The following is a 16,216-nucleotide window of genomic DNA, read 5'->3' on the forward strand; positions in this document are numbered from 1 at the left end:
AACGGATGAAGCCGATCATGAAACGCATTCCGGCGATCACCCGGCGCCTCTCCAGGGGCGCCTCACCCTTCCTGTGGGGCTCGACAATCCCGCCCGGAGGGCTGAGATGAAGAGTTACTGGCGTACTTTGGGGATCCCCGCAGTGGTGGTCGGGTGCCTGGTGGCCACCCCGTTCACCGCCAGTGCGGCCTCGTCGCAAGGAAAGTCGGCCGAGGGTGAACCGACTCAGACCGAGAGTCGCCCCTTCCAGTACGTCCCGGCCGCCCAGAAGGCCCGGATGGCGAAGCAGGCTCCGCTGGTGAAGGCGGCCCAGCAGTTACGCGACGCCCTCGAAGGTGGCCGTCACGCCGGGTACACCGGAATCTCACTGACCGGTGACACCGTGAGTGTCTACTGGAAGGGAAAGGTGCCCACGAGCGTCCGTAAGCTCGTTTCCAGCACCGCGGCCGCCGAACTCCGTTCGGCCCGTTACTCGTTCACCGAGCTCAAGGCCGCCGAGAAGGAGGCGATCAAGTACATCGCCGCCCATGACGGCCCGGTGTTCGGCGTGCGGGTGCCCGCCGACGGCAGCGGCCTGGTGGCCCAGACGTCCTCGCCCCTGGGAACGGCTCGCGCCGCCACGTTCCGGGCCCGCGCGCTCGACGACTCGGCCGTGCAGATGAAGGTGGAGGTGGTCCCGGCGCCGCAGCCCACCGGCCGGGTCGACGACTATGCGCCCTACTACGGCGGGGGCCGGATCACGAATCCCGGTGGAGGTGGCTGTTCCACCGGTTTCGCGGTGCAGCGCAACAATGTTCAGTACCTGCTCACGGCCGGGCACTGCGGCTGGCCGGGCGGGACCTTCCTGAACGGCAACAGTTCCCGCACGGTCGGCACGGGAGACAGCGAACACGTGGCCCACGACATCATGCTGATCCGGGCCGGCTCGTCGGGGCGGATCTTCGACGGGGGCGGGCTGAAGCTGTACGAGGACCGCGGCCAGTTCACCAAGGCGGTGAGCGGCTGGAACGACGCCTTCCCCAACGAATGGGTCTGCCAGTCGGGGATGACCAGCGGCGCGCAGTGCAACATCCAGAACTCCAACGACTTCTCGTACAGCTACAGCTTCGCCGGGGAGACGTACACCGACCTGGTACTGGCCCACTCGCGCGGAGGCATCGGCTCCCGTCCGGGTGACAGCGGCGGACCGGTATTCACCCTGGATGGCGCCAAAGTGACTGCCAAAGGCACGATCTCGGGCGGCAGCTCGTTCTACCCGATCAAGATCTCGTACAACGGCAAGTGCCTGGACGCCGACGCCGGCAACCTGAACCGCGACGGCACCCGGATCCAGCTGTGGGACTGCAACAACTCCACGCAGCAGAACTTCGTGTTCCGCAACGACGGCACGATCCGCAGCGCCACCAACGACGGCTTCTGCCTGGACGCCGACCTGGCCACCATCGGTGGCAACGGCACCCGGATCCAGCTCTGGACCTGCAACGGCACCAACCAGCAGAAGTGGAAGTTCAACGGCTCGGTGGCCGGGCCGATCCAGTCGATCTACAACGGCCGCTGCCTGGACGGCGACCTCGGGCAGATCAACAACAACGGGGCCAAGGTGCAGCTCTGGGACTGCAACAACACCGCCCAGCAGGGCTGGGGCCCGCAGACCCGGATGCTCTACCAGGACTTCCGGACGGCCAACCGGGACTTCGGGATCACGGTGCTGACCCAGTAGACACGCTCGCGCCAAGAGGTGGTCCGGACGTCCGGACCACCTCTTCGTGCGAGCCGGTGGCCTCCAGCGGGTAGGTCAGGGCCGGGACCTTGACCTGGATCTTCTCGTTCCAGTGGCTGAACACGGCCCGGGTTCCGGCATCCACCGAGGCGACCAGTTCACCCGAGCCGTCGGCGGACACGTACAGGGTGGCGCGCAGGTTCTTGCGCCGGATCCCGATCGTCTTCCGGCCGTCGAAGATCTTGCCCTTGACCTGGAGGAGGTTGCGCTGGTCGCTGGTCACGCCGATCAGGTCGTCGAGCAGGAACCCGAGGTCGAGCACGTCGAACGTGCCGCCCCAGTCGGGGTCGTGGTCCAGCGGAGCCTCCAGCCAACGGCCCCGCAGTTCGCGGCGTACCGCCTGGTCGTCCCCGGCCAGCTCGTCCAGCAGCGACGAGCTGGGCAGCAGGTACCCGATGCCGTCGACGACCTTGATCTTGAGCAGCCCGCCCGCCGGATCGGTCATCTCACCCCGGCCCTGGCCGTTGCGGCCCGCGCGCAGGTCGTACTCCTGGGGCCCGTCGCCCTCGTCGAAGCTGATCTGCACCTGGGCCGAGCGGGCCTCGGTGAAGTTCTGCTCGGCCAGCTCGAGGATCTCCCGCGGCTTCAGACCGGCGTACGGCTCGGCGGCGCCGGACCGGAGCCTGGCTCTCGGCTGCGGATCGGGCGAACCGGTGCAGGCGGCCAGCACCAGGGCGGTGAGGGTCGCGGCAACTCCTCGGCGCAGCCGGGGCCGGACTGCGGGCCGGGCGGTGGGCATGGCGAATCCGTTCGCTGGGCTCGGGGTCATCCTGAGCCTAAAGTTCCGGATGGGGCGGGGGAGGGGTTTTCGTCGGTCCTCCGGAACCGGCGTACCGAGCTGGGGGCCGTTTCGTGATGTGAGCTTCCCCGGCCGGTGCGATGCTGCCCACCATGCCGATGAGCTCAGCTGAGGGTAAGGACTGGATTCACGACCGGATCGCCGGCCTGACTGCCGAGGGCGCGGTGACGGTGCTCGACATCGGCCCCGGCGTGGGCACCTACGCCAAGCTCCTGAAGGATCTGCCGATCGACCGGATCACCGGGATCGAGATCTACGAGCCCTACGTGACCACCTACCGCCTGCGTGACTACTACGACGAGATCGTGGTGGCCGACGCCCGCGAGGCCGACCTCCCGGCCGCCGACGTGGTGATCCTGGGCGACGTGGCCGAGCACATGAGCGAGCCGGATGCCCTGGCGCTGTGGGACAAGGCCCGCAAGGCGGCCCGCCGCGCGGTGTACCTGTCCATCCCGGTGGTGCACTACCCGCAGGGCGAGATCGAGGGCAACCCGCACGAGGTGCACGTGGTGGAGGACTGGAACCACGAGCGCATCCTGGAGACGTTCCCCGGCATCGGGCGCTCGTGGACGGGGACCGAGGTCGGCGTCTACGAATGCCTCACCTCGTGAGGCGCGACCCCGCCCTCGACCGGCCCGTCGGCAGTTCGCCGCGGGTGCTGCAGATCCCCGGTGACCACCCCTACGTGCATCAGGTCTGCCCCAGTCCCTTCCGGTTCGAGGGTTCGCCCGGCGCGGTGCCCAGCCCGGCCCTGACCCCGCAGTGGCTCTCGCAGCACCGGGGCGAGTTCGACGTGGTGCACCTGCACTTCGGCTACGAGCACCTCGACGTGGACGAGATGCGGCACTGGATCATGCATTTGGGACGCCTGCGGGTCCCGTTGGTGCTCACGGTCCACGATCTGCGCAACCCGCACCAGGACACCCCCGAGGCCCACGACCGCCATCTGGACCTGCTGGTGCCCGCCGCGGCCGTGGTCCTGACCCTCACCGCGGGCGCGGCGGCGGAGATCCGCCGGCGCTGGGGCCGGCGGGCCCAGGTCGTGCCGCATCCGGCCATCTTCGACCGCAGCCTGCTGAGCCGGCGCCCGGCGCCCGGCCCGCAGAAGATCGTCGGCATCCACCTGAAAGACCTGCGGCGCAACGTGGTCGGGCCCGACCAGGTGGTGCGGGCCGCGCTCAGCGGCGCGCAGGCGGCGGGGGCGCGGCTGCGGATCGACCTGCACCCGGGGGTGCGGAACCGTCCGGAGCTGCAGCTGACCCGCAGCCTGGCCGAGCAGGGGTTGCTCGACCTGGTGGTCCACGAGCGCTTCAGCGATGCCGACCTGGCCGGCTACCTGAAGGGCCTGCACACGTACGTCCTGCCCAACCGGTTCGGCACCCACTCGGGCTGGCTCGAGGCCTGCCGGGACACCGGCACCCGGATCGTGGCGCCCTCCTGCGGCTACTACGCCGACCAGTGGGACGAGGTGCTCACCTACCAGCACGACGAGGTCACCGGGCTCAGCGCCGCATCGCTGACCCGGGCCGTTCGCCGGTCGCTGGAGGCTGGCCCGGTCCAGCCCGCGACCCCGGGCTTCCGGGCCGCACAGCTCCAGCAGGTGCAGGCGCAGCACGCCGACGTGTACCGGCGGGCCCACCGCCGTAAGACGCTGCCGGTGCGGGCCGTGGCGCTGCGCCAGACCGTCGGCGCGGCCGGATGACGAAACCAGCCGTCCATCTGGTGGTGGGGCCGCCGGACCACGGCGTGGTGATCTTCGCGGACTGGCTGGCCCGGCAGACCGGCGGCCACCGCATCCACCTGCCGGGTCCGGACGCTCTCGACGCTTCGGTGCTGGCCCGCATCCGCGAGGTCGAGGCCCCGGTGCACCTGCAGTACACCGAGGCCCTGTTCGGCCCACACACCACCACGGCGGCGGCCGCGTTCGTACGCCTGCGCTCGGCCCTGCCCGGACCGGTCGGGGTGACCCTGCACGACCTGCCCGATCCGGCCGACGAACCCGGCCGCTACCAGCGTCGTTCAGCCGGGTACCGCGAGGTGGCCCGGGCCGCGGACGTGGTCTGCGTGAGCAGCCGGCACGAGCTACGGCTGCTGAACCAGCTGGCCCCCGAGGTGACCAGCGCCCAGGTCATCCCCCTGCCGATGGCGGCCGACCCGGTGGTCGAACCGGCCGACAGGCCGCGGCCACGGCCGGAGGTGGCGGTCTTCGGGTTCATCTACCCGGGCAAGGGGCACGCGGCCGTGCTGGGTGAGATGCGTGATCTGCCAGAGGGAATCGCGCTCACCGCGATCGGCCGCCTGGCCGACAACCACGCTGACCTCGGGTCGGAGCTGACGGATGCCGCAGCCCGTTCCGGTCGTTCGTTCGCGGTAACGGGGTTCCTGCCCGAAGCGGAACTGCAGACCCGGCTGCGGCTGTCGGCGGTGCCAGTGGTTCCCGCCACCAACATCTCTGCCTCCGGTTCGCTCAACACCTGGATCGCTGCCGGCCGTCGCCCGCTGGTGGCGGAAGGCCCGTACACCCGTGAGCTGGCCGAGGAGTGCCCGGGCCTGCTCACCCTCTACCGCCCCGGTGAGTTCGCCGAGGCGGCCCGCGAGGTTCTGGCCGACGCCTCGAAGTCCTGGCTGTTGCAGCCCCCGCCGCCTGAGCGACACGAAAGTGCCGTGGCCGAAGCGTATCTGAACGTGTTCGCACCCGCAGGAGTGAGCTCTTGATCGACCATGCCCTGGTAGCTCCCCGCGGTGAGCTCGTGGTTCCCGGAAATCGCTGGGACCTGGCCGAGCACCCGGCCGCGCAGCCGCTCGAGGTGAGTGTGGTGGTGCCCTACTACCAGGGCGCCGAGCAGCTGGCTCTGCTGCTGGAGGGCCTGCGGGGCCAGGACTTTCCGTCGAGGCGCTTCGAGGTGCTGGTGGCCGACGACGGCTCTCCGGATCCTCTCGATCTGGGCCGGTTCGACACGTCCGGCTTGCGGGTGCGCGCGTTCCATCAGGAGAACAAGGGTTTCCGCGCGGCCGCGGCCCGCAATCTGGCTGCGGCCTCGGCCGAGGGGCAGGTGCTGTGCTTCCTCGATCAGGACACCATCCCTGAACCGAGCTATCTGAGCGCCATTTCGAGGCTTCCGGGACAGCTGCCGGACGCCCTCGTGGTCGGGCGGCGGGAACACGCCGACCTGGCCGGCTGGAATGCCGAGGGAGTGCGGGACTGGTTCAGCGGCAAGGGCCCGGCACCCGAGATCCTCACCGCGCCCGAGTGGCTCAGCCGGGAGTACCGGGACACGCGTGATCTGCTGGATGCCGGCGAGAACGGCTACAAGTACATCATCAGTGCGGTCATGGCCTGCAGCACCGCGCTTTTCCGCGAGCTGGGCGGGTTCGACGAGTCGTTCCAGCAGTACGGCGGTGAGGACTGGGAGTTCGCGCACCGCGCCTGGAATGCGGGTGCCGTGCTGGCGCACGAGCCCAGGGCGGTGGCCTGGCACGACGGGCCGGACTGGGCGGGCCGTTCCACCCCCGAGAGCCGGCAGGCGATGAAGCAGGACGAAAAAGAGGCTCTGCTGCGCCGTATCCCGGAGTCGGAGGTCTGCGCCCGACCCGACCACCCCGCCAACCTGCTCCTGACCTGGACGGGGCTCACCGACGTCCACAATCAGGCAGTTCAGGACGTCTTGGACCACTTGCGCGCCGCGCCCCTGAACATTGCCGTGCAGCAGAACGCGCAATTCGGCCCGCAGGAGCAGAGCCGGGCCCGCTTCCAGGCCACCCTGCACGGAATGCCCGAAGATCCGGAACAGCTCACTGCCTCAATTGAAGACGCCCTTACCTGGCTACGGCACTCGGGCGCCGGTGAGGTGCGGCTGGACGAACCGCGGCTCACGATCACGGCCACTCGCGCGCGGCGGCGCGCCGAACGCTGGCAGAACAGCTTTCCGGGCCGGGATCTGCTCGACGACCTCTTCGGTCGCGTGGAGTTGGCCTCCCAGGTCCGGACCCGAACGGCGTAAAGACCTCCGCGCTTGTGCTTACGCTCCCGTAGCCGATGTCGGGCGAACGGGTGACGGGCTCGTCCGCGTGGCGTAGGCGGCCACGGTCTGTTCATGGGCGGCCACTGGCGGCCGACTGCCGTATTGGCCCGGAACCGCGGGGTTGCTGCGAAGGAAAGTAGACCCATGGCCCAGGTGAGGGACGCGCTCTCGGCGCGGGCACGCGTCCTTGGGCCGGCGGCTGTGAGCCTGTCCGCTCTCATCGGGATCGTTCTGTTCCCCGGAGCGACAGCGGTTTCCAGCGCCCGGGTCGCGATAGTCACCGCGGCCACCGCAGTGCTGGTGCAACGGTCGGCCCGCGGGCACAGCGGAGACCAGCGGGTGTGGACCTGGTTCGCCTGGGCGGGTTTCGCGCTCTCGACCGGGGCAGTGGCCGATCTGCTGGTGCGGGTGGTGATCGGTACCTCGGCCGCCGCCCCCTACCTGTTCCCGGCCGGTGTGCTGGTCTCGTGTCTGCTGACGTACCAGGGACTGATCCTGTGGAACCGCAGCCGTACGGCCATCGCCGATCCGGGTGACGTGCTGAACGGCCTGAGCGCCACCCTGACCGTGGCCGCGCTGGGCAACCTGGCGCTGATCGGGCTGCACGGCGACTGGCTGGAGAACCCGGCCGGGCCGTCGTCGTGGCTCTCGGTCCAGCTGCACCTGCTGTGCCTGGGAGCCGGCGTCGTGCTGGTCGGCACGGGGGCGTTCTTCGTGCAGAGCGGATCGGTGGCCAGAGACTGGCGGACCTGGCGGGGGGTGGCGGTGCTGCTGCTGGCCGTGGTCGGCACCGCGGTCTCTCCGTGCACCGGGCTCCTGCCCGAGTCGCTGGCCTGGTCGCAGTCGGTCGCCGGGGAGAACGTGTTCACCGTCGCCTGGGTGCTGCCGATCTCGGTGATGGCGCTGAACGCGCTGGCGCCCCCGCGGGTGGCCACGCCCCAGCCGGCCTCCGCCACCGAGGTCAACCAGGGGGCGCTGACCGTGCTGCTCGCCGCGCTGGCGGTGCTCCTGCTCAGCAGCCGGCTGGATCCCGGGCTGACCGGGGCCGCCGTGGTCCTGGCCGGTCTGGCCATCCTCGGCGCCGGGGCCCGGAGCGTGCACCTGGTGCGGGACCTGACCAACCTGGCCGTGCGCCGCCAGGAGGCCCTCACCGACGAACTCACCGGCCTGGCCAACCGCCGCGCGTTCACCCGGGAACTGGCCGAGCGCACCCGCGCCGGGCGACAGGCCTCGTTGCTGGTCATCGACCTGAACGACTTCAAGGACATCAACGACGGCCTCGGGCACGCCACCGGTGACCAGGTGCTGGTCGCCACGGCCGAACTGCTGCGGCAGGGCACCCCGGCCGGTGGCCTGACCGCGCGGCTGGGCGGCGACGAGTTCGCCGTGCTGCTGCCGGGCACCGTCACGGCCGACGCGGTGGCGGTGGCCTGGCGGCTGGCCGAGGCGGGCGAGCGCCGGTCGGTGGCCGTTCCGGTGGGGCTGAGCATCGGGGTGGCCAGCCGGGAGGCGACCTTCGGGACGGACCGGCTGATCGACGGCGAGGAGCTGCTGCGGCGGGCGGACGCCGCGATGTACGTGGCGAAGACCACCCGGGCCCAGGTCAGCGTCTACGACCAGGACCTGGACCGGCTGCGCCGCGACCAGAACCAGCTCACCCACGACCTGCTCGACGCCTTCGAGGGCGACCACGGGCTGCCCTTCGAGGTCTACTACCAGCCGCAGGTCTCGATGCACACCGGACAGGTGGCCGGGGTGGAGGCGCTGGTGCGCTGGCAGCACCCCGAGCGCGGCCTGCTGGCCCCGGGACAGTTCCTCGAGCTGGTCGAGCGCAACGGCCGGATGCGCGAGCTCACCCAGTTCGTGGTCTGGAGCGCGCTGCGCGATGCGGCGGTCTGGGAGCGCACCGGGCTGAAGCCGCTGCGGGTGTCGGTGAACCTGTCGCCCAGCTGCCTGACCGACCCGGTGTTCCCGCTGATGCTCGATCAGATCGTGCAGGCCGGGGTGGAGCCCGGGGTGATCACCTTCGAGGTCACCGAGACCAGCCTGATGAAGGACCCGGAGCACTCGCTGCGGATCTGCGCGCTGATCGTTCAGGCCGGGTTCGGCCTGAGCATCGACGACTACGGCACCGGTTACTCGTCGCTGGCCTACCTGAGCGACCTGCCGGCCACCGAGCTGAAGATCGACCGGGCCTTCGTGTCGCGGATCCAGAGCGATGCGCGGGTGCGGGCGATCGTCTCCGGCACCGTGGACCTGGCCCACCAGCTGGGCCTGCGGATCGTGGCGGAGGGGGCCGAGCAGTCCGGGACCCTGGGCCTGCTGCGCGATCTCGGCTGCGACGAGGTGCAGGGCTACGTGTACAGCCCGCCGCTGCCGGCGGTGCAGCTGTACGCCTGGGTGCTGAATCAGGAGACGGCGCGCGGCTTCACCGACGACGAGGTGGTCAGGACCTAGGTGCGGGCGCCGTCCAGCTTCATGATCGCCAGCTCGAGGTCGGCCTGGGTGATCGGCCCGGCCTGACCGCCGCGGGCCTCGGTCATCGCCTTCTCCAGCTGCGCCCGGCGCAGCACCTCGGCCAGGTCGGCCCCGGACAGGCCGGCCGACAGGTGGGCCAGTTCGGTCACCGAGACGTCGTCGGCGAACAGGCGGAAGGCGTCGGTGCTGTGCTTGCCTTCGAGCGCTTTCAGCAGCTTGGCCAGGATGTCGGCGCGAGCCGCGTCGCCGGGCAGCGGGACCGCGAGCTTGACGTCGAAACGGCCCGAGCGGATCAGGGACTCGTCCACCCGGTCGGGGAAGTTGGTGGTGGCCACCACGATGACGTTCGGGTTGGCCTCGATCAGGTCGTTCATCTCCTGCTTGAAGATGCCCGCCACCGAGTTGATCGCCTGGTCGGCCGAACCCTGCGGCCGGCCGGCGTAGCTGACGATGCTGTCGAACTCGTCGAACAGCAGCACGGTGGGCTCGGTGTAGCCGCGGGCCTCGGCGAATACCTGGGCGATGTTGCGCTCCGAGGCGCCCATCCAGCGGTCGAGGATGTCGTTGCTGCGGACCTCCTTCAGGGTGCCGCCGATCTCGTTGGCCAGGGCCCGGGCCAGGGTGGTCTTGCCGGTACCGGGCGGGCCCCACATCAGGATGCCCTGTGGCCGCCGGGCGCCCCAGCGGGCCATCACCTCGGGATGACGGAAGGAGTCGGCCACGTCGCGCAGCTGGCTCACCACGTCTTCGAGCCCGCCCAGGTCGGCCAGGCGGACGTCGTTGTCGAGCGGGGTGCGGGTGGCCGGGGAGTTGCGCGAGAAGCTCGGCCAGCTCGGGCCGGGGCTGGCCGCGGCCGCCTTCGGGTCGAGGCGGAAGCTGCGCCCACGCAGGTAGGTGCCCGCCTCGGCGGTGGCCAGCCGGCGGGACCCCAGAACCACGAGCAGACGAAGGACGGCCTCGAGCCGGCGGGCGTCCAGCTCACCTCGGGGGAGGGTGGTCAGGAGCCGGTCGGTGACCCGGCCGTCGAGCATCGGGCGCCCGGTGACGGCCGTCGCCTCGACCCCGTCGGCACTGAGCTTCTCGCCCCGGCTCTCGTTCTCGAACAGCCGGCCCAGCGCCTCGAAAACCGGTGCCACGTATTCGGTGCCGACCATGAACTGGTGCAGCGGACCGTCGAAGCCGGGCTGACGGACGGTGACCCGGCCCTCGACGTGGACCTGCTCGCCCTGGGAGCGCAGCACCAGGGCCAGGCGGGGCAGGTCGTCGCCGGAACCGGTGAGCACCGGCAGCGCCGTCGGGGTGCCGAGGACCCGGGCGATCACCAGGTCGGCGGCGCCCAGGTCGAAGCGACCGCCGGCGGCCTCGAAGCTGTCCATTCCGTCACGATAACCCGGCTTGGGGAAGCTCTCCTGTGGCGATGGCCGGGGTGGCCCCCTGCACGGTGGCCGGGTCGACTCCCTGCCGGGCGGCCCAGGCCACCAGGTTGGCCGGCCGGTAGTCCGGATCGTCACGCCAGCGGTCGAACACCGAGCCGTCGATGGTCTCGTTCAGCGAGTGCGACCAGCCGGGCCGTTTGCGGGTGGCCTGGGGCAGGCGGCCGATGGGCCGGTGGAACGGGCGGCCCAGGCGGGTGATCCGGTAGAAGCCGAGCAGGAACGAGCCGAAGCTGTCCTCGACCGGCAGCAGATGGTCGCCCGCCTCCAGCGGGGCGGAGCCCTCCAGGTGCAGACCGCACTCCTGGGCCCGGGCCCACAGCCAGGCCAGCGGGATCCGGGCCAGGCTGGGGTCGTCGCGGTTGCCGCCCACGTCGGAGTGGGCCCCGGTGAACCAGCGCTGCTCCAGCGTCTGGTCCTCGCGGAGAAGCTGCAGCGGAACGTCTTTCGGGCTGAAGGCGGTCCACAGGGTGGGGGCGTAGGCCTGGCGGTTCTCGTCGATCGCCAGGGCGTGGAACATGTTGCGGTAGCGCACGCTGGGGTTGGTGTTGTGGAAGCGGATGGTGCTGCGGCTCAGGCCCCGGATGCGGCCCCAGGGCACGCCGAGCGCACCCACCGTGTCCCACACGCCCAGGAAGTGGATGTCGACCGCCCGGGCGCCGGGGGCGTGTCCCTTCGGGCCCTGCTGGTAACGCCGGTAGACCTCTTCGGCGGAGATCGGGGCCCGGCGGTCGGTCAGGCCGCAGCGGGCGATCATCCCGGCCAGCGAGCGGGCGGTGAACGCGCCCCGGCTGAAGCCGAACAGGAAGATCTCGTCGCCGTCGTCGTAGTTCTGCACCAGCCACTCGTAGCCCTGGCGGATGTTGCCGGCGGTGCCGAAGCCCAGGACGCCGCCGCGCAGCCACTCGCCCCAGCGGGTGCCCACCCCCTGGACGTAGACGCTGCGCTGTTCCACCCCGTCGGGGCCGGAGCCGGCCAGGGCGGCGTGCATGCGGGACACGTTCGTCCGGGCCGAGGGACGGTTCCAGGTGCCGTCGAAGAACAGGGCCAGGCGCTTCACCGCGACCTCCTTGGGCGAGAAGGCGACCAGCCTACTGCGCGAACAGTTCGCGGAACTCCTTGCCCGACTTCCGGAAGGACTTGGTCAGGCTGTGTTCGCCCTGGAAGGAGTTCAGGTTGAAGTAGTTGGCGTAGGCGACGTTGTTCTGCGGCCGGCTGATGTAGTCGTGCATGAAGTGGATGAACAGCGGGTTGTCACCGCCGCCGGTCTTGTCGAACCGGTCCCACAGGCCCCACTCGGGCAGTGCGACCGGCTTGTCGTGCTGGGCCGCGAAGTCGGTCCAGAACGCCAGGCCGCGGGGGCCGCCGTAGATCGCCTCGGTCCAGGCCCGGGTCTGGCGCTCGTTCCGGCAGGCCTCGTCGCACTTCTTCGGGTAGGGGTAGACCCCGGCGTGCAGGTCGTACACGTCGACCCCGACGTAGTCCACGTATTTGTCACCGGGGTAGTACTTCTCGCCGGGGTTGGGGTTGAAACCGTTGTTCGGGTTCCAGTCGAACTCGAAGTCCTGACCGGGCACCGAGCGCATCGCATCGACGATCTCGCGGTAGAAGTCGATGTAGAGCTTCTCGTCGTCGGTGCCCCAGGCCCACGAGCGCAGGTTGAACTCCCAGCCCACCCGCAGGATCGCCTTCTTCTGGCCGGCCTGCACGAGGTTCTCGGCCAGGGTCACGAAGTGATCGTTGTACTCGCCCTTCCCGCCCTGGCGCATCAGCCGGTTCTTGCGCTTCATGCTGTTGTCCGGGTTCAGCGTCTCGGGCAGCATCGGGACGGCGTAGACCAGGGTGTAGCCGCTGCCCTTCCACTCGGCCAGCAGGGCCTCCGGGTGGGCGATGTCGTCCCAGGTCTGGCGGGGGCCGAAGTCGGTGACGTAGCTGATCTCGTGCTTCGCCCACTTCTCGAAGGCGCGCACGTCGCCGAGCTTGGTGCCGGCGAAGACGCCCATCCGGACGGGGTCCTTCTTCTGCGCCGCCTCCATCTCGGGGGTGGACACGACCGCGGGACGGGTCTGCTGGGTCAGGGATTCCGTCGGGGAACTCGTGGTGCGGGCGTTACGCACGGAACTCACGGTGACCACCGCGGCCATAGCTGTGATCAGAGTGAGAGCTGTGATCGGGGTGCGGTGACGGGAGCACCAGGTGCCCATCCCGCGCAGTCGCGAACCCAGCGAGCGGCGCGGCGGCCGCCACTCCTCGGCCGGGCGGAGGTCCTGCTTCGTCGGCCGATCGTCGTAAATCACGGCGTCCACCTTGTCAGGCGATCACCGTTCGGTGCGGGTCGAACGAGCGCGTTCTGGGAACAAGTTTCGCCAGACCGCGATTTTCTCGCCCCGGAAGTGCGTCAGGACGCAAGCGTTACGGAAAATTTACTGATTGCCGGGCAACCTTTGGGCGGTGACCCGGGCCACGAAAGTGCCCACGGACGTCGTCAGTTCGCCTGAGAGGTGGTCTGCCGGGTCAGTCGTTCGAGCACCTCGGTCAGCTGGGCGGCCTTCCAGGGCTTGGGCAGGAAGTCGTCCATGCCGGCGTCCAGGCAGGCCCGCCGGTCGTCGTCGAAGGCGTTGGCGGTCATCGCGACGATCGGGATCCGGCCGCCGGTCTCGGCCGCGCGGATGCGCCGGGTGGCCTCGAAGCCGTCCACCCCGGGCATCTGGCAGTCCATGAAGACGGCGTCGTAGCCGCCTCCGGCCGCGGCGGCGACGGCCTGCTCGCCGTCCTCCACGATGTCCACCGAAAGGCCGCGGGCCTGCAGCATCGCCCGGGCCACGAGCTGGTTGGTGGGGTTGTCCTCGGCCACCAGAACGCGCAGTCCGAGGTTGTTGCGGGGCGGCGGGGAAGGGCTGACCACCTGAGGACGACCGGGGCCTGGTTCGCCGGCCGCCAGCGTCGGGATCGGGCTGGGTTCGAGCTGCCGGGGGATCTGGCGCACGGCTGCCGGCGGCCCGGCCGCGGCGGGCAGCGGCAGGAGGACGGTGAACGTGCTGCCCACCCCCGGCCGGGAGGTCACCGAGATGCTGCCCTGCATGGAGTCGACCAGGCCCCGGGTGATGAACAGGCCCAGCCCGGTGCCGCCGAAGCGGCGGGTGGTGTCGGAACTGGCCTGCTGGAACGGCTGGAACAGACGTTCCTGCTGCTCGGCGGTCATGCCGATGCCGGTGTCGGTGACCCGCAGGCGCACGTCGGGACCGACCTGGTCGAGGGCCAGGGTGACCGAGCCGGAGGGAGTGAACTTGGTGGCGTTGGCCACCAGGTTGGTCATCACCTGACGCACCCGGGTCGGGTCGCCCAGCCGCCGTGCAGACAGGTCGGCCGCCACCTCGAGGTCCAGCCGCAGCCCGGCCTCCCGGGCCTTCAGCCGGCTCGGCAGCAGGGCCTCCCCGGCCAGTTCGGCCAGGTCGAACTCGACCTGTTCGAGGTCCACCTGACCGGCCTCGATCTTGGCCAGGTCCAGGCCGTTGTTGACCAGGTCGAGCAGCACCCGCCCGGAGGTGTCGGCCCAACGGGCCCACTGCGCCGCCTCCGGCGCGTCGGGGGACTGGGCCAGCAGGGCGGTGAAACCCAGGACGCCGTTGAGCGGGGTCCGGATCTCGTGACTCATCGACTGCAGGAACTCGGACTTGGCCCGCGAGGCGGCCTCGGCGGCCTGCTGCGCCTCCTGCAGCCGGCGGTTGGCCTCCTGCAGCTGCTCGGCCCGCTCGGCCAGGTCGATCTCCCAGCGGCGCCGTTCGGTGAGGTCACGCACCACGTAGACGCGCTGCGAGGCACCGGACCCGGCGGCCTCGTCGGACACCTGCAGGCCGGCCGTCTCGACCGGCACGACGTGCCCGTCCTTGTGCCGCAACCGGGTCACCGCGGTGCTCACCGACCCCTCGGACGTGACCCGCTCGCGCAGGTCGGCGAAGACCGCCAGGGCCTCCTCGTCCGCGGCCAGGGCGCTCGAGGGCAGGGCCATCAGCTCCTCGACCTCGTAGCCGACCAGCCGGGCGTAGGCCGGGTTGGCGTAGACGATGCCGTAGCCGTTGGTCACCAGGACGCCCTCGCCCAGGTCGCTGAGCAGGCCCAGCAGCCGTTCGTAGCGATCGTGCTCGGCGCGCACCTCGGCCTCCAGCCGCCGGCGCTCGGTGACGTCGTGGAAGACGGCCACGGCGCCGCCGCCCTCGACCCCGGAGGCGCCGGTCAGGGGCCGGCCGGAGACGCTGATCAGGACGCCCTCCGGATGACCAGAGTTGCGGATCAGCATGTCCACCAGGTCGGTCCGCTCCCCGGCGAGGGCCCGCACCAGGGGTAGTTCCTCGGTGGGGAAGGGCGTGACCCCGTCCGGCCGGTAGATGCCGTAGTGCTTCTGCCACTGCTGGGGATCGTTGCTGTCGCCGCTCACCCCCAGCAGGTCCCGGGCCGCCCGGTTGTGCAGCAGGAACCGGCCCTGGCGGTCGACCACGCCGACCCCGTCGGCGATGCTGTCCAGCACCGCCGACAGCATCAGGGCGTCCCGCTGCGAGTCGCTCTCGGCCTTGTGGCGGGCCCGGAACTGCCGGTACACGAGCAGCATCAGCAGCACGGTGATCACCGAGCCGGACACCGCCACCGACGTGGCCAGAGGGCTGTAGCGGCTCTCTCCGGTGGCCCGGGTGCCCTGGGCCTGCATCGTCCAGCGCTGCTGGCCCACGGTGAGCAGGGCCTCGCTGACCGGGCCCTCGGGCCAGCTCTCGCCGGTGTGGATCGAGGCCAGCCGGGTGCTCCGGCCCTCGGCGCCGGAACCGGTGAGCGTCACGTTCACCTGGCCCTGCGCGGCCGAGGGCACCACCTGGTCCACCAGGTCCTGCACCCGCATGCCGAGCAGCACCCACTGGTCCGGCCCGGCCTGGTCCGGGTTCGGCACCGGGGCCACGATGCTCAGCGACAGCTGCTGCCGGGGCTCGGGCAGGGCCCGGTCCTTGAGTAGCACGTAGGCGTCGGAGATGGTGGTGCTCCGGGTGTCGCGGGCCTGCCGGAGGGCCGTGCCGAGGGTCAGGTCCTGCAGGGCGTCCAGGCCCAGCACACCGGGATGCCCGTCCAGGGCGATGTGGGCCACCCCGAACGCGTGCCCGCCCGGATCCTCGGCGTTTGCGGCCGGATCGAGGGTCAGGCCGGTCGCCCCGCGCTCGCGCCAGTCCTGCTGGACCTGCGCAACCTGGGCGTCGGTGGCGGCGACCACCAGGGTCACTCCGGACGCGCCGGCCAGTCCCTGCCCGAACAGGGGCGCGATGATCCGGTCGAGCTCCCGCACCGTCACGTCGGGCCGGGCCCCGACCGCCGCGGCCACCTGCTCGGCGGTGGACACGTAGCGCTGGGCCTGGGTGGACACCGCCCACCGGGTGATCTGGGTGCGCTGGTCGACCTCGCTCGCGGTGGCCTCCTGCTGCCAGCCCCACACCGTGCGCACCAGGGCCCCCGTCACCGACATGCCGACGACCAGGACGATCAGCAGCAGTACGGCGGCGGGGCCACCGACCCGCAGGGCTGCCTTCACCGACCTCACCACCCGGTCATCGGCTGGTTACCGGGCGGTCCTGATGCCTGCCGGGTGCTTCGCGTCCCGGGCCCCGGTCCCGGCCTCACCCGTACGGCCCTGGCCGCCCGAGGCGAGGTGTCCCCGGTCCGGGCCACG

General features: G+C 70.9%; 11 protein-coding genes. 6 read left to right on the forward strand and 5 right to left on the reverse strand.

All coding sequences use genetic code 11. The features are described 5' to 3' along the window. Positions 1-106 precede the first annotated feature (106 nt). Positions 107-1,720: a ricin-type beta-trefoil lectin domain protein gene (locus tag QSK18_RS14155; RefSeq protein WP_285619459.1), complete on the forward strand. Its 1,614-nt coding sequence runs from the start codon at positions 107-109 to the stop codon at positions 1,718-1,720. On the opposite strand, the gene QSK18_RS14160 is transcribed toward QSK18_RS14155, so the two are convergent. Then, positions 1,701-2,519 (reverse strand): hypothetical protein, encoded by an 819-nt coding sequence (locus QSK18_RS14160; protein ID WP_285619460.1) that lies wholly within the window; start codon positions 2,517-2,519, stop codon positions 1,701-1,703. The genes QSK18_RS14155 and QSK18_RS14160 overlap by 20 nt on opposite strands. Positions 2,520-2,677: 158 nt before the next feature. Between QSK18_RS14160 and QSK18_RS14165 the strand changes: the two genes are divergently transcribed. The 5 genes from QSK18_RS14165 to QSK18_RS14185 all read left to right on the forward strand — a co-directional run bounded on the left by QSK18_RS14165 (position 2,678) and on the right by QSK18_RS14185 (position 9,058). After that, complete coding sequence (locus QSK18_RS14165; RefSeq protein ID WP_232812474.1) at positions 2,678-3,190, forward strand: class I SAM-dependent methyltransferase; 513 nt, start codon at positions 2,678-2,680, stop codon at positions 3,188-3,190. Further along, positions 3,187-4,281, forward strand: a complete 1,095-nt coding sequence (locus QSK18_RS14170) for a glycosyltransferase family protein (protein ID WP_285619462.1) — start codon at positions 3,187-3,189, stop codon at positions 4,279-4,281. The genes QSK18_RS14165 and QSK18_RS14170 overlap by 4 nt, the downstream gene beginning before the upstream one ends. Then, a complete protein-coding gene (locus QSK18_RS14175) occupies positions 4,278-5,294 on the forward strand; it encodes a glycosyltransferase family protein (RefSeq protein ID WP_285619465.1) in 1,017 nt (338 codons plus the stop codon). The genes QSK18_RS14170 and QSK18_RS14175 overlap by 4 nt, the downstream gene beginning before the upstream one ends. Next, entirely contained in the window at positions 5,291-6,580 is a 1,290-nt protein-coding gene (locus QSK18_RS14180) for a glycosyltransferase family 2 protein (protein WP_285619467.1), read from the forward strand. Before QSK18_RS14175 ends, QSK18_RS14180 begins: the two co-directional genes overlap by 4 nt. 165 nt (positions 6,581-6,745) lie before the next feature. Further along, positions 6,746-9,058, forward strand: coding sequence for a putative bifunctional diguanylate cyclase/phosphodiesterase (locus tag QSK18_RS14185; RefSeq protein WP_285619468.1), 2,313 nt, complete (start codon positions 6,746-6,748; stop codon positions 9,056-9,058). Here QSK18_RS14185 and QSK18_RS14190 read toward each other — a convergent pair. The 4 genes from QSK18_RS14190 to QSK18_RS14205 form a co-directional block, all read right to left on the reverse strand. Beyond that, positions 9,055-10,455: an ATP-binding protein gene (locus QSK18_RS14190; RefSeq protein WP_285619470.1), complete on the reverse strand. Its 1,401-nt coding sequence runs from the start codon at positions 10,453-10,455 to the stop codon at positions 9,055-9,057. The two genes, QSK18_RS14185 and QSK18_RS14190, sit on opposite strands and share 4 nt — an antisense overlap. Positions 10,456-10,459: 4 nt before the next feature. Beyond that, positions 10,460-11,572 carry a T6SS phospholipase effector Tle1-like catalytic domain-containing protein gene (locus tag QSK18_RS14195; protein ID WP_285619472.1) on the reverse strand — a complete coding sequence of 371 codons (1,113 nt, stop codon included), beginning with the start codon at positions 11,570-11,572 and terminating at the stop codon, positions 10,460-10,462. A gap of 31 nt (positions 11,573-11,603) precedes the next feature. Then, positions 11,604-12,809 carry a glycosyl hydrolase gene (locus QSK18_RS14200; RefSeq protein WP_285619474.1) on the reverse strand — a complete coding sequence of 402 codons (1,206 nt, stop codon included), beginning with the start codon at positions 12,807-12,809 and terminating at the stop codon, positions 11,604-11,606. Between the two features lie 188 nt (positions 12,810-12,997). After that, positions 12,998-16,078 (reverse strand): ATP-binding protein, encoded by a 3,081-nt coding sequence (locus QSK18_RS14205; protein WP_285619475.1) that lies wholly within the window; start codon positions 16,076-16,078, stop codon positions 12,998-13,000. Positions 16,079-16,216: the final 138 nt, after the last annotated feature.

The sequence above is a fragment of the Kineosporia sp. NBRC 101677 genome (assembly GCF_030269265.1).
Lineage (GTDB): Bacteria > Actinomycetota > Actinomycetes > Actinomycetales > Kineosporiaceae > Kineosporia > Kineosporia rhizophila.

Bases quoted from the DNA above. Each gene is read 5' to 3' on its own strand.
- QSK18_RS14155 (WP_285619459.1), top strand. From the start codon at position 107: ATGAAGAGTTACTGGCGTACTTTGGGGATCCCCGCAGTGGTGGTCGGG.
- QSK18_RS14160 (WP_285619460.1), bottom strand. From the start codon at position 2,519: ATGCCCACCGCCCGGCCCGCAGTCCGGCCCCGGCTGCGCCGAGGAGTT.
- QSK18_RS14165 (WP_232812474.1), top strand. From the start codon at position 2,678: ATGAGCTCAGCTGAGGGTAAGGACTGGATTCACGACCGGATCGCCGGC.
- QSK18_RS14175 (WP_285619465.1), top strand. From the start codon at position 4,278: ATGACGAAACCAGCCGTCCATCTGGTGGTGGGGCCGCCGGACCACGGC.
- QSK18_RS14185 (WP_285619468.1), top strand. From the start codon at position 6,746: ATGGCCCAGGTGAGGGACGCGCTCTCGGCGCGGGCACGCGTCCTTGGG.
- QSK18_RS14190 (WP_285619470.1), bottom strand. From the start codon at position 10,455: ATGGACAGCTTCGAGGCCGCCGGCGGTCGCTTCGACCTGGGCGCCGCC.